Here is a 21113-nt window from a genome sequence, read left to right as displayed (position 1 = left end):
CTCACCCTACGGGGCGTTCCCGCTGGCCGGGCAGGTGAGGGCTATAGAGATCGGAATCCGGTTTACCGGGATCCGTGACATTTGGACCGTGACCCACCCCATGGGTGATATGCCCGGGATGCATGCCGTGCCCGCCTGGTCCGCCATGGTGCGGCGGACCGCCCAGGGGCGCTCCGGTGACGGCATGGGCGGCGGCCAGGGCCGTGCGCCGCATGGCCATCACCGATGACGGTTCCCCGGATCTGGGCTCGCCGATCTCCGCCCGGTCGAATCGGTCGCTCCGCTCCGCCCGGTCCGGCCGCTCGCCCCGTTCCGGCCGGTCGGTCGGGCCTCCCTGGGGCCGGCGTGCCCGGTAGGCGGCCCGGTAGGCGGCCGGGGAGGAACCCAGCTGCCGGCGGAAGTGGCCGCGCAGGGCCACCGGCGAACGGAACCCACAGCGCCCGGCGACCTCGTCCACGGAGTAGTCGGAGGTCTCCAGGAGCCGCTGTGCCTGCAGCACCCGCTGGGTGATCAGCCACTGGAGCGGCGCGCTGCCGGTGAGCGAACGGAACCGCCGGTCGAAGGTGCGGCGGCTCATATAGGCACGGGCGGCCAGGGTCTCCACGTCGAACTGCTCGTGGAGGTGCTCCAGCGCCCAGGCGACGACCTCGGCGAGCGGGTCGGCGCCGATCTCCTCTGGTAAAGACCGGTCGAGGTAGCGCTCCTGCCCGCCGCTGCGGCGCGGTGGTACGACGAGCCGGCGGGCCAGGGCCCCCGCGGCGTCGGCGCCGTGATCGGTGCGGACTATGTGCAGGCATAGATCGATGCCTGCCGCGGTGCCCGCGGAGGTCAGTACGTCACCGTCGTCGACGAAGAGCTCCCGGGGGTCCACATGGACCGACGGATAGCGCTTGGCGAGCGTCGGCGCGTACATCCAGTGGGTGGTGGCGGGTCTGCCGTCGAGCAGGCCCGCGGCGGCCAGCACAAAGGCCCCGGTGCACAGCCCCACGATGCGGGCGCCCTCTTCATGGGCCCGGCGCAGCGCGTCGAGTGCGCCGGGCGGTGGCGGCTGGGTGATCGACCGCCAGGCCGGTACGACGACGGTGCCGGCCCTGGAGAGCGCCTCCAATCCGTATGGTGCGGTCAATTCCAGGCCGCCGGTTGTTCGCAATGGCACATCTTCGCCCGCGCACACCAGCAAGCGGTAGCGGGGAACTCCGGCGTCCTGTCGGTCGATTCCGAACACGGAGAGCGGAATGGAGCTTTCGAAGATGGGGCCGCCGCTGAAGAGCAATACGGCGACGATCTCCCGGCGGCGGCGTCCGGAGAGCTTGCGCACGGTCTCCGGTACGGCCGTGGAGTCCTGGCTCATGGCGCTAAGCCCCCCTCGGCGGTCGAGTCCTCTCGGTCCTGCACGTTTCCCCTCGGTCCTGAACGGTTCCCCCGCCGGTCATGGCCAAGATCGAATCTACTGGGTCGGATGTAGTCGCGGTGACCAGTTCACCACCCGGCTCTATGTCGACATGACAACTTGGCGCGAAGCGTTCGATCACGAAGCGTTGCACTTGCAGGGCCTGCTGAAAAGTACGCCTCTCGCCCCTGCCCAATCCCCGTAGGGTGCAACCGTGACCGGCGGTCCTTTCCTTGCTGGTCGCCCGGCTGTTGGGAGCGGCTGGGGCCAAGGAATGGACTTCGGCCCGAAGTTGGCCGAAAACCTATGGTGCATGCGTAAGAAAGCTCAGTCGACGGCCGTACCTGCGCCCGGATGGCGGGCTCCGCGATGCGTACCGGCGCCGGTACGGCCATGTCGCCCGCGGTGCGGTACGGCCTGCTCGGTGACGATCCGGGCCGCGGTGCGCTCGGACCGGCGCAGCAGGGCGCGGCACGCGCAGGTGACGGCCACCAGGCCGGCGGCGCATCCCGCGGCGCCCCCGAAGGACTGACCGCACATCAGCAGGACGACCGGGACCAGCACACAGCTGAACACCGCCCAGCGGACCACGTCGCTCACCGGATCGGGGGATTCCCGCTCGGTGTCGTCGTTCTGGGCGTCATCACGGGTTCCGGGCACGGAGCGGCTCCCTGGTGGCGGCTGCTGGCGGTAGTACAACGGCGGTTCGGCGTGTGGGTCACTCGGGGAGCGGGCAGGGGTGGTGGGACCGGGGCATTGCGCTCCGCGCTGCCCTCGTGCATGCTCCGGTGAACGCTCTCCCGTTCACCGTCACACCCGTTGAGGGGGCACCGCGTGCCGCACCTTCTGGCCGGGCGTCCGGCACTCACCGGCCCCGTCGGGGCGGTGCGACCCGCCGCGGCGTCCGGGTCGGCCGTCCCGGCACCGTGTGCCGCGGGTGTCCGGTGGTGTGGGGGCGTGCCGCACAAGGACCCTCTGGGCACGTCGTGAGTGGCGCCGTACCCTGGGGGGTAAGCCCTTGAAAAGATGAATCCCGGACGGATTTTTCCACCTCCGTCCGTCCCGCACCGCACCCGTCCCGCGACAACTGCACTCAGTCCACCGCCGATCCCTCCGCAAGAGGACTTCCTTCGCCGAGACATCCATGGCCGGTCACGAATTCTCCGAACCCGCGGACCGCAAGCGGGTCGCCGATCAAACGGCGCACCCCGAAGCGGCGGAAGAAACACGTCATTCCTGCGACCCGGCGTTCCAGCACGGTGTCGTGGTGGGCTTCGACGGTTCCATGTCGAGTGAACGAGCGCTTGCGTATGCAATCGGCATGGCCCGGCGCTCGGGCTCGGGGCTGATCATCGTCCATGTCGCCAACCGGTTGCCGACGACCGTGTGGGCGGGCTGTGAGCCACCGGTCTTTGTCGATGTGCCGGACCATCGCACCGAGGTCCTCGGGCTCGAGCTGGCCTGCGCCGACTATCTTTCCGAGGTGCCCTGGATCCTCGTCGAGCGTGGTGGGGACATCTGCCATGAACTGGAGGAAGTCGGCCGGGAGTACGCGGCCGACGCCATTGTGGTCGGCTCGACGCATGGCATCGTCGGCCGGATCTTCGGCTCGGTGGCGGGGCGGCTGGCCCGGCGCGCACAGCGGCCGGTTGTCGTCATCCCCTGACCGACACTCCCTGCCGGTGTGTCAACTCACTGCTGGGGCAAGGGGAATGTGTTGTGCCGTCGTTGACGGCGGACGCAATTTACCCATGCGTAGGGGTGGATGATGCCTCGGTCGCGGGTAGAACACCGGCATGTGCGTGCTGCCGGACGGGAGGTGACGGTTCCCGGGACCGGCGGCATCACCGCCGGCGCGAGGGCGACGCCGGCACGGGGAGGCGGACTCCCCGCGCGTTTGGTGGCACGCGCGGGGAGCGCCGTCGGTCACCCCTATTCCACCGTGACGGACTTCGCCAGGTTGCGGGGCTTGTCGATGTCCCGGCCCATGGCCTTCGCCGTGTAGTAGGCGAAGAGCTGGAGTGGGATGCCCATCAGGATCGGGTCCAGCTCGTCCTCGTTCTTCGGCACCACGACGGTGTGGTCGGCCTTCTCCTGCTCCTGGTGCGCGATGGCGAGGATGCGGCCGCTGCGGGCCTTGATCTCCTCCAGCGCGGCCCGGTTCTTCTCCAGCAGCTCGTCGTCCGGCACGATCGCGACGGTCGGCATCGCGGGCTCGATCAGGGCCAGCGGGCCGTGCTTGAGCTCGGAGGCCGGGTAGGCCTCGGCGTGGATGTACGAGACCTCCTTGAGCTTCAGCGAGGCCTCCCGCGCCACCGGGTAGCCACGGACCCGGCCGATGAACATCATCGACTTGGCGTCGGCGTACTCCGCGGCCAGCTTCTCGATCTCGGCCTCGTTCGCCAGGATCTCGGCGATCTGGGCGGGCAGCTTGCGCAGGCCTTCGATGATCCGCTTGCCGTCGGCGACGGACAGGTCACGGGTGCGGCCCAGGTGCAGTGCGAGCAGCCCGAAGGAGACCACCATGTTGGTGAAGCACTTGGTGGAGACGACACAGACCTCGGGGCCGGCGTGCACATAGATGCCGCCGTCGGTCTCCCGGGCGATCGCCGAGCCGACCACGTTGACCAGGCCCAGCACCCGGGCGCCCTTGCGCTTGAGCTCCTGGACGGCGGCCAGCACGTCATAGGTCTCACCGGACTGGGAGACTGCGATGTAGAGGGTGTCGGGGTCCACCACCGGGTTGCGGTAGCGGAACTCGGAGGCGGGCTCGGCGTCGGCGGGGATCCGGGCCAGCTCCTCGATCATCTGGGCGCCGATCTGGCCGGCGTGGTAGGAGGTGCCGCAGCCCAGGATCTTCACCCGGCGCACCGCGCGGGCGTCCCGGGCGTCGAGGTTGAGGCCGCCCAGGTGCACGGTGGAGAAGCGGTCGTCGATCCGGCCGCGCAGCGCACGGTCCACGGCGTCGGCCTGCTCGTGGATCTCCTTGTGCATATAGGTGTCGTGGCCGCCCATGTCGTACGACTCGGCCTCCCACTCCACGGTGGTCGGCTGGGCGGAGGTGGTGGACCCCTCGGTGGTGTAGGTGCGGTAGTCGTCGGCCTTGAGGGTGGCCATTTCGCCGTCGTCCAGGGTGACGACCTGCCGGGTGTGGCTGACCAGGGCGGCGACGTCCGAGGAGACGAACATTTCCTTCTCGCCTATGCCCAGCACCACGGGGGAGCCGTTGCGGGCGACGACGATGCGGTCCGGGAAGTCGGCGTGCAGCACGGCGATGCCGTAGGTGCCCTCGATGTGCCGCAGCGCCTCGCGGACCTTCTCCTCCAGGGTGGGGGCCTGGGAGCGGCCGATGAGGTGGGCGAGCACCTCGGTGTCGGTGTCGGAGACAAAGGTGATGCCCTCGGCCGTCAGCCGGGCGCGGAGGTCGGCGGCGTTGTCGATGATGCCGTTGTGGACGACCGCGACCTTCTCCTCGGCGTCCAGGTGGGGGTGAGCGTTGATGTCGTTGGGGGCGCCATGGGTGGCCCAGCGGGTGTGCGCGATGCCGGTGGTGCCCGCGAAGCGCTTGGGCAGCCGCGACTCCAGCTCCCGTACGCGGCCCTTGGCCTTGGCGGCCTTCAGACCGCCGCCCTTGCCGCTGGAGTGGAGGGCGATCCCGGCGGAGTCGTAGCCGCGGTACTCCAGTCGCTGCAGACCTTCGAGCAGCAGCGGAGCGACATCACGCTTGCCGATGTAACCGACGATTCCGCACATGGCGGGACCTCCCTGGGACAGACGGTTCAATGGATGCTCGGCAAGGCGGCAGAAGCCGCCGCCCTCAGCCGTAGACGATGCGGCGCAGCTGCCGCAGTGAGAGCTCGGGCGGGGCCACCGCGCGGTGCGGCAGCTCGGCCGCGATCCGTTCAAAGATCTCCGCGTTGACCATGCCGCCGGACTGCAGTTCGCGGTGGCGGCGGCGGACGAACTCCTCGGCCGTCTCGTCGAAGTACGCCAGCACATCCAGCACCACCCGGGCGGCCTCGCCGTGCTGGAGCGGCGTGCTGCGCATCAGGTGGTCGACCAGGTCGTCGTGGGACATGCGGCGTTCGAGCACCCGTTGATACTGAGGGGTGCGGGAGACTTTTGCAAGAATCCTGCCCGAATTCGGGCAGGATGGGGTCAATGGGTGAGTGAGGTGCTAGAAGCGCCTGAGGACGGCCTGTTTGGCGGCGGCGAACTCCTCGTCGGTGAGGATTCCGGTGTGGTGCAGCTCACCCAGCTCGCGCAGCCGGCGCAGCAGGGCGTCATGGTCGGAGGTGCCCGCATCGGAGGTCTCGCCGGTGGGCAGGGCGGCGGCCGGTGCCGCGTCCTGCGGACGGCCGGAGGGGTGTGGCAGCCGGGCCACCACGGCGGCCGCCACCAGGGCCATCAGGCCGTCCTTCTTGAAGCCGAAGAGCTCGATGGCGTTGGGGTCGTGCTTGGCCGGGGTCGTGGCCGAGGCCTGTGGGGTGATGAAGCGGAGGTAGCCGTTCTCCAGGCCGGCGCCGGGCCGCCACTCGACCGAGCGGATCTCGGAGAGCGGGAGCGTGCGGGGGCCGCCGGACGCCTTGCCCTCCTCGGTGATCCAGTTCCACTCCAGCCGGACTCGCTCGCCGTCGAAGGAGGCCGTTCCGTCTCCGGCCCCCACCGACAGCGGTACGGCGGGGCCGGGGAGCAGAAAGCGGTCCGTGGGTCCGTCGGGCACCTGCTCCAGCAGCAGGGCGTTGCGCACCTCGTCCGTGAAGTACTCCGCGACGCCCATCCGGTCGCTTTCGATCCTCAGCTGGTAAGGGTCTCCGGCCTCCGGCAGTCGCCCGCGGGCGACCTGGGTGAGCGGGTCGGCTCCATCGCGCAGCCGCAGCCTGAGCCGGCCGCCCTTGCGGCCCGGCTCACAGGCGATGCCCGCCACCGCGGCCAGGGGGACGGCCAGTTCGCCCAGGGTCTGGCGGACCGGGTGCCCTCCGCGCTCCCGGCCCGGCACGATCCGTATCGTGCTGCCGTCGAAGGTCCACGTGCCGTCCTTCTGGAGAATCTCAGCCATGGGTGGAATTCTCCCAGGCCGGACGGGGATGTCACGGTCAGTCGGTAACTCCCAACTCGCGGGCGATCAGGATCCGCTGGACCTCGCTGGTGCCCTCGCCGATCTCCAGGATCTTGGAGTCCCGCCACATGCGGGCGACCGGGTATTCGTTCATAAAGCCATAGCCACCGTGGATCTGGGTGGCCTCGCGGGCGTTGGTGACCGCGATCTCCGAGGAGTAGAGCTTGGAGAGCGCCGCCTCCTTCTTGAACGGTTCGCCGTGCACCAGCCGGGAGGCGGCGTCGCGCCAGGCGAGGCGGGCGGTGTGGGCCCGCATCTCCATGTCGGCGAGCTTGAACTGGATGGCCTGGTTGGCCCCGATGGGCCTGCCGAAGGCATGGCGGGTCTTCGCATAGGCCAGGGACTCGTCGACGCAGCCCTGGGCGAGGCCCGTGGCCAGGGCGGAGATCGCGATCCGGCCCTCGTCGAGGATGCGCAGGAACTGGGCGTATCCCCGGCCCTGTTGGCCCAGCAGATTGGCGGCGGGCACCCGCACATCGGAGAAGGACAGCTCGCGGGTGTCCGAGGCGTTCCAGCCGACCTTGGAGTAGGGCGCCGCGGCGGTGAAGCCGGGGGTGCCGGACGGCACGATGATCGAGGAGATCAGCGGCTTGCCCTCCGCCGTGCGGCCGGTGACGGCGGTGACGGTGACCAGGCCGGTGATATTGGTGCCCGAGTTGGTGATGAATGCCTTGGTGCCGTTGATCACCCACTCCTGGGTGGCCTCGTCCAGGCGGGCGGTGGTGCGGGTGCCGCCGGCATCCGAGCCGAACTCGGGCTCGGTCAGGCCGAACGCGCCCAGCATTTCGCCGGAGCAGAGCCTGGGCAGCCACTCGCGCTTCTGCTCCTCGGTGCCAAAGCGGTAGATCGGCATCGCGCCCAGGGAGACGCTTGCCTCCAGGGTGATCGCCACGGAGGAATCCACCCGGGCGAGCTCCTCCAGGACAAGACCGAGGGCGAGATAGTCGCCGCCCATCCCGCCGTACTCCTCGGGGAAGGGCAGTCCGAACAGGCCCATGCGGCCCATGTCGCGCACGATGTCATAGGGGAACTCGTGACGCTCGTAGAAGTCGCCGATTTTTGGGGCGATCACATCGTGGGCGAACTCCTCGACAGTGCGGCGGAGTTCCTCGTGCTCGGAGGTGAGACGGTGATCGAGGGGCATGGCTCAGCGCTCCTGGTGAGAGAGGGCACGAACGGTGCGGGACGGGCTGGGTCGGCCCAGCTGGTCGGCCATCCACACGCTGGTGGCGGTGAGACGGCCGAGGTCGACCCCGGTGGTGATGCCGAGGCCGTTGAGCATCCATAGGAGGTCTTCGGTGGCGAGATTGCCGGTGGCACTCTTGGCGTAGGGGCAGCCGCCGAGGCCGCCGGCGGAGCTGTCCACGGTGGTCACACCGTGCCGCAGCGCCGCGAGGGTGTTGGCCAGGGCCTGGCCATAGGTGTCGTGGAAGTGGACGGCGAGCCGCTCGGTGGGCACCCCGGCCTCGTTGAGCGCCTTCAGCAGGGCGGTGACCTGACCGGGGGTGGCGACGCCGATGGTGTCGCCGAGGCTCAGTTCATCACAGCCGAGTTCCATGAGCCGCCGGCTGACCCCGGCCACCTGGGCGATCGGCACGGCGCCCTCCCAGGGGTCGCCGAAGCACATGGAGAGGTAGCCGCGGACCTTCAGACCGGCCTCCCGGGCCGTGGCCACGACCGGGGCAAACATCTTCAGGGATTCATCGACGGTGCGGTTGAGGTTGGCCTTGGCGAACGACTCGGTGGCGCTGCCGAAGACGGCGATCTCCCGTGCCCCGAGGGCCAGGGCACGGTCGAGGCCCCGTGCGTTGGGCACCAGGACGGGGAGGCGGGCCCCGACGTCCGCGAGCAGGGGCAGCAGCCGCTCGGCGTCGGCGAGTTGGGGCACCCACTTGGGGTGCACAAAGCTGGTTGCCTCGATGGTGGTGAGCCCGGCGGCGGCGAGGCGGTGGATGAACTCCGCCTTGACCTCGGTCGGGACGGTGGTCTTCTCGTTCTGCAGGCCGTCCCGCGGGCCGACCTCATGGATGCGGACCCGGGCCGGGAGGCCGGGCTCCCGAACGGCCATCGGCAGTCCCTCGGTCATGAGGTCTCCGTAAGGTGTCGGGTCTCCTCGGGGGCGACAACGGCGAGTACTTGATCCATGGCGACCGTGCTGCCCGGGGTGACATCCAGCTCGGTGACCGTCCCGGCGTGGGGGGCGGCGATGATGTGTTCCATCTTCATGGCCTCCACGACCAGCAGGCTCTGGCCCGCGATCACCGTGTCGCCGACGCTCGCCTTGACGACGGTGACGGTGCCGGGCATGGGGGCGGTGAGCGCTCCTGCGTGTGCGGGACCGCCGGTGGCTTGGGCTTCCACGGGGTCATGGGCCATGACGTGCCAGGTGTCGCCATTGGCAGCCAGCCAGTGCCCGTCCGGGCCGGGGGCGTGGGTGAAGTGGTGGGTGACGCCGTGGAGTTCGAGGGTGAGGTGCCCGGAGGAGGAGAGCCGGGCCAGCCCCTCGCTGCTGAGCGCGGCGGTGGTCGGTTCGCCGGGGGCCCTGCCCCCGGGTTCCCGAGCTTCGAGCACGGGAGGCTCCAGCGCGACTTCCGCGCTCGCCGTGTGGCCTCGCACCTGGACCGTCACCGGGTCGTGGCCCGGGATCCGCAGGTGGTGAGGTGTCCGGGCGGCTTCGCCGCCCAGCCGCCAGCCGCTGGGGGCCGAGAACGGGTCGGCCCAGCCGGAGGGGGTGGGCTGGGCGGCCTCCAACTCCGCCTGCCGCAGCAGTGCGGCCGCCGCAAACACCTCCTCCGGCACCTCGTCCGGGGTGAGCGATGCCGCATCACGGTCCACCAGGCCGGTGTCCAGATCGCCGGAGACCACATCCGGGTGGGCCAACAGCCGGCGCAGGAAGCCGGTGTTGGTGTCGACCCCCAGCACGACCGTCTCGGCCAGGGCCGCCCGCAGGCGCCGCAGTGCCGTCGCCCGGTCCGGACCATGGGCGATGACCTTGGCGAGCATGGGGTCGTACGAGGTGCCCACCTCCGTGCCCACCGCCAGGCCGGAGTCCACCCGGACGCCCTCGCCCCGCGGCTCGCGCAGATCCAGCACCGTGCCCGCCGAGGGCAGGAAGCCCCGGGCGGGAACCTCCGCGCAGATGCGGGCCTCCACGGCATGGCCCGTGAAGGTCACCTCCTCCTGGGTCAGGGCCAGCTCCTCGCCGGCGGCGACCCTGAGCTGCCACTCCACCAGGTCAAGGCCGGTGATCAGCTCGGTGACCGGGTGCTCGACCTGGAGGCGGGTGTTCATCTCCATGAAGAAGTACGAGGCCGGGTCGTTGCCCGGCACGATGAACTCCACCGTGCCCGCGCCGGTGTAGCCGCAGGAGCGGGCGGCCTGGACGGCGGCGGCGCCCATCGCCGCCCGGGTGTCCGCATCCAGCAGGACGCTGGGCGCCTCCTCGATGATCTTCTGATGGCGGCGCTGGAGGGAGCACTCGCGCTCGCCGAGGTGGATGACATTGCCGTGGGAGTCGGCGAGCACCTGGATCTCGATATGGCGGGGACGGTCGATCCAGCGCTCGACCAGCAGTGTGTCGTCGCCGAAGGAGCCGCGCGCCTCGCGCCGGGCGGCGGCGATCTCCTCGCCGAGCAGGGCCCCCTCGCGGACCAGCCGCATGCCCTTGCCGCCGCCGCCCGCCGAGGGCTTCAGCAGCACGGGCATGCCGATCTCCCGTGCGGCAGCGGCGAGTTCGGCATCGGACAGGCCGCTGCCGGAGGAACCCGGCACCACCGGGACGCCCGCCGCCCGCACCGTCTCCTTGGCGCGGATCTTGTCGCCCATCAGCTCCATCGCCCCGGCGGGCGGGCCGATGAAGACCAGGCCCGCGGTCTCGCAGGCGCGGGCGAAGGCGGCGTTCTCGGCGAGGAAGCCATAGCCGGGGTGGACGGCCTGCGCGCCCGAGCGGGCGGCCGCCGCCAGCAGCCGCTCGATGGAGAGGTAGCTCTCCACGGCGGCCGCCGGGCCGATGCGGACGGCCGTGTCGGCCTCGCGCACATGCCGGGCGTCGGCGTCCGCGTCGCTGAAGACGGCGACCGAGCGGATGCCGAGCGCGCGCAGCGTGCGGATCACGCGTACGGCGATCTCGCCTCGGTTGGCGACCAGGACCGTCTCGAACATGGTGGAGTGTCCTCTCACATCCGGAAGACGCCATAGCCGGGTGCGGCCGGGTCTCGCTGGGGCAGTGGCGCATTGGCGCAGGCGGTGAGTGCCAGGCCCAGCACCTGCCGGGTCTCCAGCGGGTCGATGATGCCGTCATCCCACAGCCGCGCGGTGGCGTAGTAGGCGTTGCCCTGGGTCTCGTACTGCTCGCGGATCGGGGCGCGGAAGGCATCCTCCTCGGCCGCACTCCACTCCTCGCCGCGCGCTTCCAACTGATCGCGCTTGACGGTCGCGAGCACCGAGGCCGCCTGTTCGCCGCCCATCACAGAGATCTTGGCGTTGGGCCACATCCACAGGAAGCGCGGCGAATAGGCCCGGCCGCACATGGAGTAGTTGCCCGCGCCATAGGAGCCGCCGATGACGACCGTCAGCTTGGGCACCCGGGTGCAGGCCACCGCCGTCACCATCTTGGCGCCGTGCTTGGCGATGCCGCCCGCCTCATATTGCCGGCCGACCATAAAGCCCGAGATGTTCTGCAGGAAGACCAGGGGGATGCCCCGTTGATCGCACAGCTCGATGAAGTGCGCGCCCTTCTGGGCGGATTCGGAGAACAGGATGCCGTTGTTGGCGACGATGCCCACCGGGTGGCCGTGGATGCGGGCAAAGCCCGTCACCAGCGTCTGCCCGAACTCGGCCTTGAATTCGGCGAATCGGGAGCCGTCCACCACGCGGGCGATGACCTCGCGCACATCGTAGGGCGTACGGGGGTCGACGGGGACCGCGCCATAGAGCCCGGCCGGATCGGCCTTGGGATCCTCCACGGGCTCCACCGACCAGGGCAGCGGGCCGCGCTCGCCGAGCGTGGAGACGATGGTGCGCATGATCCGCAGGGCGTGTGCGTCATCCTCGGCGAGGTGGTCGGTGACGCCCGAGACCTTGGCGTGGACCTCGCCGCCGCCCAGTTCCTCGGCTGTGACGACCTCGCCCGTCGCGGCCTTCACCAGGGGCGGCCCGCCCAGGAAGATGGTGCCCTGGCCGCGCACGATGACCGCCTCGTCGCTCATCGCCGGGACATAGGCGCCACCGGCCGTGCAGGACCCGAGGACCGCCGCGATCTGCGGGATGCCCGCGCCCGACATCCGGGCCTGGTTGTAGAAGATCCGGCCGAAGTGCTCGCGGTCGGGGAACACTTCGTCCTGCATCGGCAGGAAGGCACCGCCGGAGTCGACCAGATACAGACAGGGGAGCCGGTTCTCCAGCGCGATCTCCTGGGCGCGCAGATGCTTCTTGACGGTGATCGGGTAGTAGGTGCCGCCCTTGACCGTGGCGTCATTGGCGACGATCACCACCTCGCGGCCGGACACCCGGCCGATACCGGCGATCACGCCCGCGGCGGGTGCCGCGCCGCCGTACATCCCGTCGGCCGCCAGGGGGGCGAGCTCCAGGAACGGGGAGCCCGGATCCAGCAGGGTGTCCACCCGGTCACGGGGCAGCAGCTTGCCCCGCTCGGTGTGCCGCGCCCGGGCCCGCTCGCCACCGCCCAGCCGGGCGGTGGCGAGCTTCTCCCGCAGCCCGGCGGCCAGCTCGCGATGCGCGGCCTCATGAGCGCGCCAGGTGTCGGACGCCGGGTCCGCGGCGCTGGTCAGCGCGGGTGCCTGCTGCATGACACGAGCCCCCTTGCTCGGTTAATGAGCGTTAACACATCCCCTTCAGGTTAACGCCCGCTAACCGACCTGTCTACAATTTCTTCCGTGAACGATGCAGCAAGCCGAGCCCAGGCGGTCATCCCCGCCCCGAGCCGCCGGGAGCGGATCCTCCAGGAGGCCGCCCGGCTCTTCGCCGAGCGCGGTTTCCACGGAGTGGGGGTGGATGAGATAGGGGCGGCCGTCGGGATCAGCGGTCCCGGCCTCTACCGCCACTTCGCGGGCAAGGATGCGATGCTCGCCGAGCTGCTGGTGGGCATCAGCGGGCGGCTGCTCGCGGGCGGCCGGGAGCGGGTCGCCGCGGCCGCCGGGTCGGACGGCGGCCCGGCCGCCGTGCTCGGCTCGCTCATCGACGGGCACATCGACTTCGCGCTGGACGACCGCGCGTTGATCGTCCTCCACGACCGCGAGCTGGGCCACCTCCGTGACAGCGACCGCAAGTTGGTGCGCTCACTCCAGCGGCAGTATGTGGAGCTGTGGGTCGAGGTGGTCCGGCGGCTGCATCCGGAGGTGGCCGAGGCCGACGCCCGGGCCGCCGTGCACGCCGTGTTCGGCCTGCTCAACTCCACTCCGCACCTGGGCCGTCCGGGCGCCCTGCCCGGCCGCGAGGCCACCGCGGCCCTGCTGCGCAGGCTGGCGCACGGCGCATTGGCCGCGCTGTCCGGGTGAGCGGCGGGGTGGCGCACCTGACCCTCTTGACCGCTCGGTTCTGGACAGTTGAGGCGACCGGCGGGTAGCTTTCGCTGAGCAAGCGCTTAGCCGGGCTCGGGACCGGGCCAACGGGCCCACGCGAGGGGGTAGCTGTGCGTCGTACGGTGTTCAACGAGGATCACGAGGCATTCCGGGAAACCATCCGCGACTTCATCGCCGCCGAAGTCGTGCCGTACTACGACGAGTGGCGCGAGGCGGGCGCGGCGCCGCGCGAGTTCTACAAGAAGCTCGGTGAACTGGGCGTCTTCGGCATCGAGGTCCCCGAGGAGTACGGCGGGGCCGGCGAGAGCAGCTTCAAGTACCAGGCCGTCATCACCGAGGAGTGCGCCCGCGCGGGCGTCAGCTTCGGCGGCAGCGGGGTGCACACCGCGCTCTGCCTGCCCTACCTGCTCAAGTACGCCAGTGCGGAACAGAAGCGGCGCTGGCTGCCGCCCTTTGTCTCGGGCGACATGATGACCGCCATCGCCATGACCGAGCCCGGCACCGGCTCCGATCTGGCGGGCATGCGGACCACTGCCAGGCTCTCCGCGGACGGTACGCACTATGTCCTCAACGGCGCCAAGACCTTTATCACCGGCGGCGTCCTGGCCGACCGGGTGCTCGTCTGCGCCCGTACCGCCCCCGCCACCCCCGAGGACCGGCGCGGCGGCATCTCCATCCTCGTCGTCGACACCGCATCCGAGGGCTATGCGGTCGGCCGCAAGCTGGAGAAGCTCGGGCTGAAGACCTCCGACACCGCCGAACTCTCCTTCACCGACGTCAAGGTGCCCGTGGCGGACCTGCTCGGCGAGGAGGGCAAGGCCTTCGGCTACCTCGGCCAGAACCTTCCGCAGGAGCGGCTGGGCATCGCCTTCAGCGCCTATGCCCAGTCGGCCGCCGCCCTCGAGTTCGCCAAGGCGTACGTCCGGGAGCGCACCGTCTTCGGCAAGGCGGTCGCCTCGTTCCAGAACACCAAGTTTGTGCTCGCCGACTGCAAGTCCGAGGTCGACGCGATGCAGGCGGTCGTCGACCGGGCCCTGGACGCGCACGACGCCGGTGAGCTCACCGCCGCCGACGCCGCCTCGGCCAAGCTCTTCACCACCGAGCGGGCCGCCGTCGTCATCGACAGGTGCCTCCAACTGCACGGCGGATACGGCTACATGATGGAGTACCCCATCGCCCGGCTGTACGCCGACACCCGGGTCAGCCGCATCTACGGCGGCACCAGCGAGGTCATGCGCTCCATCATCGCCAAGTCGATGGGGCTGTGAGAACCGTAAGAAACGCCGTGAGGCGGTAAGGAACGTCCCGCTCATGAACGAGCCCAGCACCCCCCTGCACGATCTCCTCGATCTCCTCGACCTCGAACCGATCGAGGAGAACATCTTCCGAGGCGTCAGTCGTCATGCGCTCATCCCGCGCGTCTTCGGCGGTCAGGTGGCCGCGCAGGCCCTGGTCGCCGCCGGGCGCACGGCGCCCGGAGACCGGCTCGCGCACTCCCTGCACGCCTACTTCCTGCGCCCCGGCGACCCCGGGGTGCCCATCGTCTACACCGTCGACCGCATCCGCGACGGCCGGTCCTTCACCACCCGCCGGGTGGTGGCCGTCCAGCACGGGCAGCCGATCTTCCACCTCTCCGCGTCGTTCCAGACGTACGAGGAGGGGCTGGAGCACCAGGAACCGATGCCGCACGCGCCGGACCCGCTCACCCTCCCCACCGCCGCCGAGACGCTGTCCCGGCACGCCGGGCTGATCGGCGGACCGGCCGTGGTGGACCGGCTGTTGGCGGCGCGCGCGGCGGTCGACCTGCGGTATGTGGACGAGCCGCCGTTCGCCAGCGCGGGCGAGCCGCGCGAGCCCAGATCGCAGGTGTGGTTCCGGACCAACGGCAAGCTGGCGGACGACCCCCTGCTGCATGTCTGCCTGGCGACCTATGTCTCCGACATGACGCTGCTGGACTCGGTGCTGCTGGCCCACGGCCGCGGCGGCTGGGTGGTCGGCGATGTCGTCGGCGCCAGCCTCGACCACGCGATGTGGTTCCACCGGCCGTTCCGCGCCGACGAGTGGCTGCTGTACGACCAGGAGAGCCCCACCTCGCAGGGCGGCCGCGGGCTGGCCCGGGGGCGGATCTTCACCGCGGACGGGCAGCTGGCGGTCTCCGTGATACAGGAGGGCGTGGTGCGGGTGCCGCGGCACTGAGCCGCGGTCACTGCGATGTCGGAGGGCGCTTGTACTCTCTTTGCCAAACATTGATTGTGGGGACAGGGAGGGGATGAAGTGTCACGCGCGGCTCAGGTGTTGTTGATCGCCGGAGGAGCGGTGATCATAGTGTTCGGCATCCTCCTGTTGATCGTCTGGCATCAGCGGATCGTCGAACTCACCGGCGCCGACCGGCTGATATCGGGGCTGGCGTGGCGGGTGGCGGAGGCCGCCGTGCTGTACGGGGGCAGCTGGCTGGCGGTCCGGGGCTGGAACGGGCGCGCGCGGAAGGTGGATTAGGGCGCTTCTGACGAGTCAGTCCTGCCGCAGTCCCGCCGCCGCCAGCAGATACGCCGTCATCGGCTCATAGAAGCGCGGATCCGTGACATGGTCGTCCAGCGGCACGGCCACCTGCAGGGTGCCCTCGGCCTCCGCGAGGAAGAGCGCGGGGTCGTTGCAGTCCGCATAGCCGACCGTGTCGATGCCGCGCTGGGCCGCGCAGCCCGCCCAGCCGTGGTCGGCGACGACCAGGTCCGGCAGCGGGCGGCCGTCCCGCCGCAGGCCGTCCAGGATCGCCGCCATCGGCGCGGGGGAATGGGTGTGCCACAGCGTCGCACCGCGCTCGTACACCGCCACGTCCGCGACCTGGTACACATTGCCGTCGTCGGCCCGCAGCCCGCCCGGGGTGGAGACGATCTCGCCCCCCGTCGCCCGCAGTGCAGCGGCCGTCACCCGGTGCACATCCAGCAGCCCGCCGGGGTGCCCGGTCGCGAACAGCACCCGCTGCCGGGTCTCCGCGGCCTTGCGCAGGAAGGCGGCCATCCGCTCCAGGGCGGTGACCGTCAGCTCCGGGTCGATGGTGTCCTGGCCCAGGCGGAGCTCGGGATCGTCACTGACGCCGCACCGCTCCGCCATCACCGCCAGCACATCCTGCTCATCCGCCCACCGGTCGCCCAGCTCCACGCCCAGCCAGTGCAGCCGGTCGCCGTGGGCGAGCTTGCGATAGTGGTCCAGGCTGTTCGCCCGGGGCGTCGCGACCACACCCGCGATGCGGGTCCGGACGAGGTGATCGATCAGTTCGGCACGGCTGGGCACGGGCACGGGCACTGGCATCGGCATCGGCATGAGGCCATTCTTCCCCGTACGCATGCGCGATGGACGTGATGTCCATAAGGGGAAGCCGGATCCACAGTTCCGTATATGTGCGGCGCCCTCCGTCGTGCCTACCCTCGGGTACGTCCATCGCAGCGACCGAGAGGCTCCCCGCATGACCACCGACGCCCCGCGCGGCCCCGTCGACTCGTCCCGCATCCCGCGCTACGCCGGTCCGGCCACCTTCGCCCGCCTGCCGCGGCTGGACGAGGTCGGCACGGCCGATGTCGCCGTCGTCGGCGTGCCCTTCGACACCGGAGTCTCCTACCGGCCGGGCGCCCGCTTCGGCGGCAACGCCATCCGCGAGGCGTCCCGCCTGCTGCGCCCCTACAACCCGGCCCAGGACGCCTCCCCCTTCGCCCTCGCCCAGGTCGCGGACGCGGGCGACATCGCCGCGAACCCCTTCAACATCAACGAGGCCGTGGAGACCATCGAGGCCGCGGCCGATGGCCTCCTCGGCACCGGCGCCCGGCTGATGACCCTCGGCGGCGACCACACCATCGCCCTGCCCCTGCTGCGCTCGGCCGCCAAGAAGCACGGCCCGGTGGCCCTGCTGCACTTCGACGCCCACCTGGACACCTGGGACACCTACTTCGGCGCCGAATACACCCATGGCACCCCGTTCCGGCGCGCCGTGGAGGAGGGCATCCTCGACACCTCCGCGCTCTCCCACGTGGGCACGCGGGGGCCGCTGTACGGCAAGCAGGACCTGGACGACGACGCCAAGATGGGCTTCGGCATCGTCACCTCCGCCGATGTGATGCGCCGCGGCGTGGACGAGATCGCCGACCAGCTGCGTCAGCGCATCGGCGCCCGCCCGCTCTACATCTCCATCGACATCGACGTCCTGGACCCGGCCCACGCCCCCGGCACCGGTACCCCGGAGGCGGGCGGCCTGACCTCCCGCGAGCTGCTGGAGATCATCCGCGGCCTGTCCGACTGCCACCTGGTCTCTGCCGACCTGGTCGAGGTCGCCCCGGCCTACGACCACGCCGAGATCACCTCGGTCGCGGCCTCGCACACGGCCTACGAGCTGACGACGATCATGTCGCGGCAGGTCGCTGCGTCCCGTTCGTAGGGGCCTGACCTGCTCGGATAATTGACCGAGGGGAGCGGGTGACAGTGCCTGCGGCTACCCTGAGCCGCGTGAGGTGGACAGCATGCTGCTGAGGTTCCGGGTCGCGAACGTGCGTTCCCTGCGTGATGAGCAGGAGTTGTCGTTCGTCGTGCCACCGGACGAGGAGGCGTACGGCGGTCGCGAGGTGGAGCTGGCCGAAGGCGTTCTGGTGGTGTTCCCACTTCTGGGCATCTTCGGTGCGAACGCCTCCGGCAAGTCCAACGTCCTGCGGGCGATGGCCCGCATGCGCCAAGCCGTGCTCGACTCCTACGCCAAGTGGGCGTCCCACGAGGGCACCCCTCGGGAGGTGTTCGCGCTCGATCCCAAGAGCACGGGAGAGCCGTCGTTCTTCGAGGCGGACATCGCCATCGACGGTGTCCGCTGGACTTATGGTTTCGAACTCGGTCCCGACCGGGTGGAGGCCGAGTGGGTGCACAGCTACCCGCACGGCCGTCGTCAGGAGTGGCTGGACCGGGACGCCTCCCGACCGGATCCCTTCCGCTGGCCGGGCAATCGGGTCAAGGACAGGGCCCAATTGGCCAGGCGGACCCGCGCCAACGCCCTGTTGCTGTCCACAGCCGGCACGGACAACCACCCTCAGCTCTCTCCGCTCTTCCACTGGTTCCGGCGCAACCTGTGGGAGATCGGCCCGGAGACCGAACGGGCGCAGCGCGAGGCGTTCACCGCACAGGGGCTTTCCGGGGAGCAAGGCGACCGCATCAGAGAACTGCTGCGGGTCGCCGATCTCGGCATCACCGGCGCTGAGATCGAGCAGGAGGGCGCCGGGCCGGGAGCCGTCCGGCTGCTGCACCGGTCGGCCACGGGGGAGGTGGCGTTCGACTGGAGCCGGGAGTCCTTCGGAACCCGTTCCTGGTTCGCGCTGCTCGGACCCATGCTGCTGGCCCTGGACAGCGGAGCCGTCCTCCTCATCGACGAGCTGGACGCCAGCCTTCATCCCCGCTTTGCCGCCGAGGTCATCCGGATCTTCCATGACCCGGACTCCAACCCACGTGGTGCGCAACTGGTGTTCACCTCTCACGATGCCACCGTGCTGAGCAGCCCGAGTGGCGAGCGGCTGCTGGAACCGGGACAGGTGTGGCTGACGGAGAAGGACGAGGACGGTGCCACCGAGCTGTACCCGCTCACCGCCGCGTCCCCGGGCGAGGAGGAGGACCTCACCAAGTCCTACCTGGCGGGTGCCTTCGGGGGCGTGCCCTCGCTGCTGGAGGGACAGATCGCCCGACGTCTGATGCCCGATACGTGGGGCGCAGCCGTGGCAGCGAAGGAGGGGGACCGGGCCTGATGGCGAAGACCAGAGGGAAGTCCGACTTCGCGGCGGCGAAAAGGCCCGGGAGCAGGCGCACTCGTGTGGTGTACGTCTTCGCCGAAGGCAAGGTGACCGAGCGGGACTACATCGAGATCGTAAGGAAGCAGGGCAAACCGGTTGATCCGTCACTGACGGTCGACGTCCATATCGCCAATGCCAAGGACGACGGTTCGCGCAGAAAGCCGCTCGATCTGGTGGAACGCGCCATCGACCTTCAGGCGGAGAAGCAGCGGGACGACAAGAAGGCCAAGATCCCGTCGAAGTTCCGGACACAGGTCTGGTGCCTCTTCGACCACGACAACCATCCGGACGTCGAGGCCGCTCTCTCCCTCGCGAGAAGGCACAAGCTTCCGGTCGCCTTCTCGCATCCCTGCTTCGAGGTCTGGCGCGTGCTGCACCTCAAGCCCGCGACCGGCACCTTCAGTGGGAACTGTGGTTTGGCGGAGCAGCGGCTGCCCACCGACTGGCACAAGGTGCCGGGCGGTATCAAGGCCATCCTGCCGAAGCAGATCAAGGGCGGGTACAAGGACGCCAGAAACCGGGCGCTGCAGATGAACGCCCAGCATCCGGACTATCTGCCGCTGCACAAGCGCGACCCGTACACCGACGTTTACGAGTTCGTCGAGCAGGGGCTCGGTATCGCCTCGTACTGATGGACGTCCGGCGCTGTTCAGGGGATTTCCGGCAGCGGGCGGGATGCCCGTAGGGTTCTTCCGCGCGAGTGGTACCGGCGTACTGGTCTGGGGTGGGTTCGGCACCGTATACAGCCATGGGCAGCTCGGATGGCAGTCGCCGAGCCAGAGGTGGACGTATGCGATCTGGGGCAACGATGGGGAAGGTACCGGCCCGGTGGTTCGCAGGATCTCCCCGGTCGGATGAGCTGGACGAGCTGGGGCGCCGCATGTGGATGGGCGTGATCGCTCCTACGGGGACTGATGGCGGTGCGGGTGCGTGAAGTGTGCGTCCTGGACGCCTGGCCCAGCCTCCGGCGGGCTATTTCCAGGGGATGTTGAGCCAGGGGCTGCCCGGGTCGGTGGTGAGCAGCCGGTGGGCTTCGAGCACGTCCTGGTACCAGTCGCCGAATTCCTCCTCGTCGAAATGGAGGCACCGGCCGAGGATGTATCCGGCAGAGAAGTCCGCCCAAGAATGGTATTCCGCCTGGCTGTTCCGGCCGGCCCGGATGACGGCCGCCTCTGCCTCGGGCAGATCGCAGAACCGGGCCCCCAGGCCCCACCGTGCCATGCCCGATGCCCGCCCGTAATCCCAGGCGAGGACTGACCGCACGAACTTCCCCTCGGCGAGCAATCCATCCGCCCGGAACCTGGCCTCGTACCGGGTGATGCGGCCGATCAGCTGCTGAACTCTCTTGATCTCCGCGGCCACTGCGGGCTCGTCGATTTCGGCTTCGGGATTCGCCGCCACGATGTTGCGCCGGATGGCCCGTGCGGTGACCTCCCGCCAGTGCAGGAGCTCGACCGAGCCACCGTATTCACGGGCGATCGCGCGCCGCACCTCCAGTACGAACTCCCACAGGGAGCTGACCATGTTTCCCTGGAGCAGGGCGGCTTGGTAGTCCTGCCACTTCTCGCGGCTGGTCACGCCCCACCAGCGTTCCAGGGCTCGGCGCTCTCCGGTGTATCCCTGGCCGTGATATGCCATGGCGTTCCAGAGGAGATTGTTGTTCACAAACAGCAGCGCGCCACAGGCCAGTCCATGGGCGACGGGCCCGAGCAGCGGCCCGCCGACCCGGAGCGTACGCAATGACCTCGGCGGTTCCGCCGGTGCGCGTCGGGCGTGTTCCGCCCACACGGCCCGATGGGCGGGTGTGGCGGGAAGGAATGCCTCGCACGGCGTGCCCGGGTTGATGGCCAGCCAGGCGTTGGGCCGGGGCCAGTAATCGACGAGTCCTTCGAGGGTGTCGTGATAGTAGACCGGATCCGCCACGGGGGCGGGGAGCACGCCCTGCGTCAGGTAGGCGTAGCACTCGGTGCCGGTACGGGGCTCCCAGTAGACGGTGGCCAGGACCTTTCCCGGGTTCCCGTCGGCGAAGTCGCGGGACATTGCATGGAAGAGGTCCGTACCGGCGAGGACATCGAGGTATGCGGCCCAGTCTCCGCGCATCTTGGCGTCGTACAGCTGCTGCTCGATATCGGTGGGCGCCTGCCACGGAGGCGCGGCGGGCGCATTGCCGTTTGACTCCGGGCCAGTTGGCGCGCTTTGTTGGCCTGCGGCGGGGGCAGGTGCCATCTCGTCGGATATCCCCATGGTCTCGA

19 protein-coding genes are annotated in these 21113 nt (G+C 70.0%); 8 read left to right on the top strand and 11 right to left on the bottom strand.

The annotated features are described in order from the left end of the window. Nucleotide 1 precedes the first annotated feature (1 nt). Together ABCR83_RS04795 and ABCR83_RS04790 are read right to left on the bottom strand one after the other, a co-directional pair. Nucleotides 2–1351: a helix-turn-helix domain-containing protein gene (locus ABCR83_RS04795; protein WP_462693500.1), complete on the bottom strand. Its 1350-nt coding sequence runs from the start codon at nucleotides 1349–1351 to the stop codon at nucleotides 2–4. Nucleotides 1352–1717: 366 nt separating this feature from the next. Continuing rightward, the gene (locus ABCR83_RS04790; RefSeq protein ID WP_462693499.1) at nucleotides 1718–2050 is read right to left on the bottom strand and encodes a hypothetical protein; all 333 of its coding nucleotides are present in this window, start codon (nucleotides 2048–2050) and stop codon (nucleotides 1718–1720) included. 484 nt (nucleotides 2051–2534) lie between these two features. Here ABCR83_RS04790 and ABCR83_RS04785 point away from each other — a divergent pair, with 484 nt between their 5' ends. Then, the gene (locus ABCR83_RS04785) at nucleotides 2535–3056 is read left to right on the top strand and encodes a universal stress protein (protein ID WP_462693498.1); all 522 of its coding nucleotides are present in this window, start codon (nucleotides 2535–2537) and stop codon (nucleotides 3054–3056) included. 266 nt (nucleotides 3057–3322) lie between these two features. Here ABCR83_RS04785 and glmS read toward each other — a convergent pair whose 3' ends face one another. The 7 genes from glmS to ABCR83_RS04750 all read right to left on the bottom strand — a co-directional run bounded on the left by glmS (nucleotide 3323) and on the right by ABCR83_RS04750 (nucleotide 12316). Then, nucleotides 3323–5143 (bottom strand): glutamine--fructose-6-phosphate transaminase (isomerizing), encoded by a 1821-nt coding sequence (glmS, locus tag ABCR83_RS04780; RefSeq protein ID WP_462693497.1) that lies wholly within the window; start codon nucleotides 5141–5143, stop codon nucleotides 3323–3325. Nucleotides 5144–5207: 64 nt separating this feature from the next. Next, complete coding sequence (locus ABCR83_RS04775; RefSeq protein ID WP_462693496.1) at nucleotides 5208–5483, bottom strand: hypothetical protein; 276 nt, start codon at nucleotides 5481–5483, stop codon at nucleotides 5208–5210. Nucleotides 5484–5567: 84 nt separating this feature from the next. Then, nucleotides 5568–6449: a DUF4429 domain-containing protein gene (locus ABCR83_RS04770; protein WP_462693495.1), complete on the bottom strand. Its 882-nt coding sequence runs from the start codon at nucleotides 6447–6449 to the stop codon at nucleotides 5568–5570. A gap of 37 nt (nucleotides 6450–6486) precedes the next feature. Then, a complete protein-coding gene (locus tag ABCR83_RS04765) occupies nucleotides 6487–7653 on the bottom strand; it encodes an acyl-CoA dehydrogenase family protein (RefSeq protein WP_462693494.1) in 1167 nt (388 codons plus the stop codon). Nucleotides 7654–7656: 3 nt separating this feature from the next. Further along, nucleotides 7657–8595, bottom strand: a complete 939-nt coding sequence (locus tag ABCR83_RS04760; RefSeq protein WP_462693493.1) for a hydroxymethylglutaryl-CoA lyase — start codon at nucleotides 8593–8595, stop codon at nucleotides 7657–7659. Further along, nucleotides 8592–10670: an acetyl-CoA carboxylase biotin carboxylase subunit gene (locus ABCR83_RS04755; RefSeq protein WP_462693492.1), complete on the bottom strand. Its 2079-nt coding sequence runs from the start codon at nucleotides 10668–10670 to the stop codon at nucleotides 8592–8594. Before ABCR83_RS04755 ends, ABCR83_RS04760 begins: the two co-directional genes overlap by 4 nt. 14 nt (nucleotides 10671–10684) lie before the next feature. Continuing rightward, nucleotides 10685–12316, bottom strand: a complete 1632-nt coding sequence (locus ABCR83_RS04750; RefSeq protein WP_462693491.1) for a carboxyl transferase domain-containing protein — start codon at nucleotides 12314–12316, stop codon at nucleotides 10685–10687. 87 nt (nucleotides 12317–12403) lie between these two features. Between ABCR83_RS04750 and ABCR83_RS04745 the strand changes: the two genes are divergently transcribed. From ABCR83_RS04745 to ABCR83_RS04730, 4 genes are all read left to right on the top strand, one after another. Beyond that, on the top strand, nucleotides 12404–13024 hold the full coding sequence (locus ABCR83_RS04745; RefSeq protein WP_462693490.1) for an SACE_7040 family transcriptional regulator: 621 nt from the start codon (nucleotides 12404–12406) through the stop codon (nucleotides 13022–13024). A gap of 134 nt (nucleotides 13025–13158) precedes the next feature. Beyond that, on the top strand, nucleotides 13159–14316 hold the full coding sequence (locus ABCR83_RS04740; RefSeq protein ID WP_462693489.1) for an acyl-CoA dehydrogenase family protein: 1158 nt from the start codon (nucleotides 13159–13161) through the stop codon (nucleotides 14314–14316). A 43-nt stretch (nucleotides 14317–14359) separates the two neighbouring features. After that, nucleotides 14360–15244 carry an acyl-CoA thioesterase gene (locus ABCR83_RS04735; protein WP_462693488.1) on the top strand — a complete coding sequence of 295 codons (885 nt, stop codon included), beginning with the start codon at nucleotides 14360–14362 and terminating at the stop codon, nucleotides 15242–15244. A 120-nt stretch (nucleotides 15245–15364) separates the two neighbouring features. Then, nucleotides 15365–15544 carry a hypothetical protein gene (locus ABCR83_RS04730; protein WP_462693487.1) on the top strand — a complete coding sequence of 60 codons (180 nt, stop codon included), beginning with the start codon at nucleotides 15365–15367 and terminating at the stop codon, nucleotides 15542–15544. 15 nt (nucleotides 15545–15559) lie between these two features. Here ABCR83_RS04730 and ABCR83_RS04725 read toward each other — a convergent pair whose 3' ends face one another. Further along, complete coding sequence (locus tag ABCR83_RS04725) at nucleotides 15560–16357, bottom strand: phosphatase (protein WP_462693523.1); 798 nt, start codon at nucleotides 16355–16357, stop codon at nucleotides 15560–15562. A gap of 154 nt (nucleotides 16358–16511) precedes the next feature. Between ABCR83_RS04725 and speB the strand changes: the two genes are divergently transcribed. From speB to ABCR83_RS04710, 3 genes are all read left to right on the top strand, one after another. After that, nucleotides 16512–17474 (top strand): agmatinase, encoded by a 963-nt coding sequence (gene speB, locus ABCR83_RS04720; RefSeq protein WP_462693486.1) that lies wholly within the window; start codon nucleotides 16512–16514, stop codon nucleotides 17472–17474. Between the two features lie 82 nt (nucleotides 17475–17556). Next, nucleotides 17557–18816: an AAA family ATPase gene (locus tag ABCR83_RS04715; RefSeq protein WP_462693485.1), complete on the top strand. Its 1260-nt coding sequence runs from the start codon at nucleotides 17557–17559 to the stop codon at nucleotides 18814–18816. Further along, nucleotides 18816–19493, top strand: a complete 678-nt coding sequence (locus ABCR83_RS04710; protein WP_462693484.1) for an RloB family protein — start codon at nucleotides 18816–18818, stop codon at nucleotides 19491–19493. The genes ABCR83_RS04715 and ABCR83_RS04710 overlap by 1 nt, the downstream gene beginning before the upstream one ends. 340 nt (nucleotides 19494–19833) lie before the next feature. Here ABCR83_RS04710 and ABCR83_RS04705 read toward each other — a convergent pair whose 3' ends face one another. After that, the gene (locus ABCR83_RS04705; protein WP_462693483.1) at nucleotides 19834–21105 is read right to left on the bottom strand and encodes a DUF1266 domain-containing protein; all 1272 of its coding nucleotides are present in this window, start codon (nucleotides 21103–21105) and stop codon (nucleotides 19834–19836) included. Between the last annotated feature and the right edge of the window lie 8 nt (nucleotides 21106–21113).

The organism is Streptomyces xingningensis, assembly GCF_054957865.1.
Note: the sequence above shows the minus strand (reverse complement) of the source record. Positions and strands in the feature narration are given on the sequence as shown.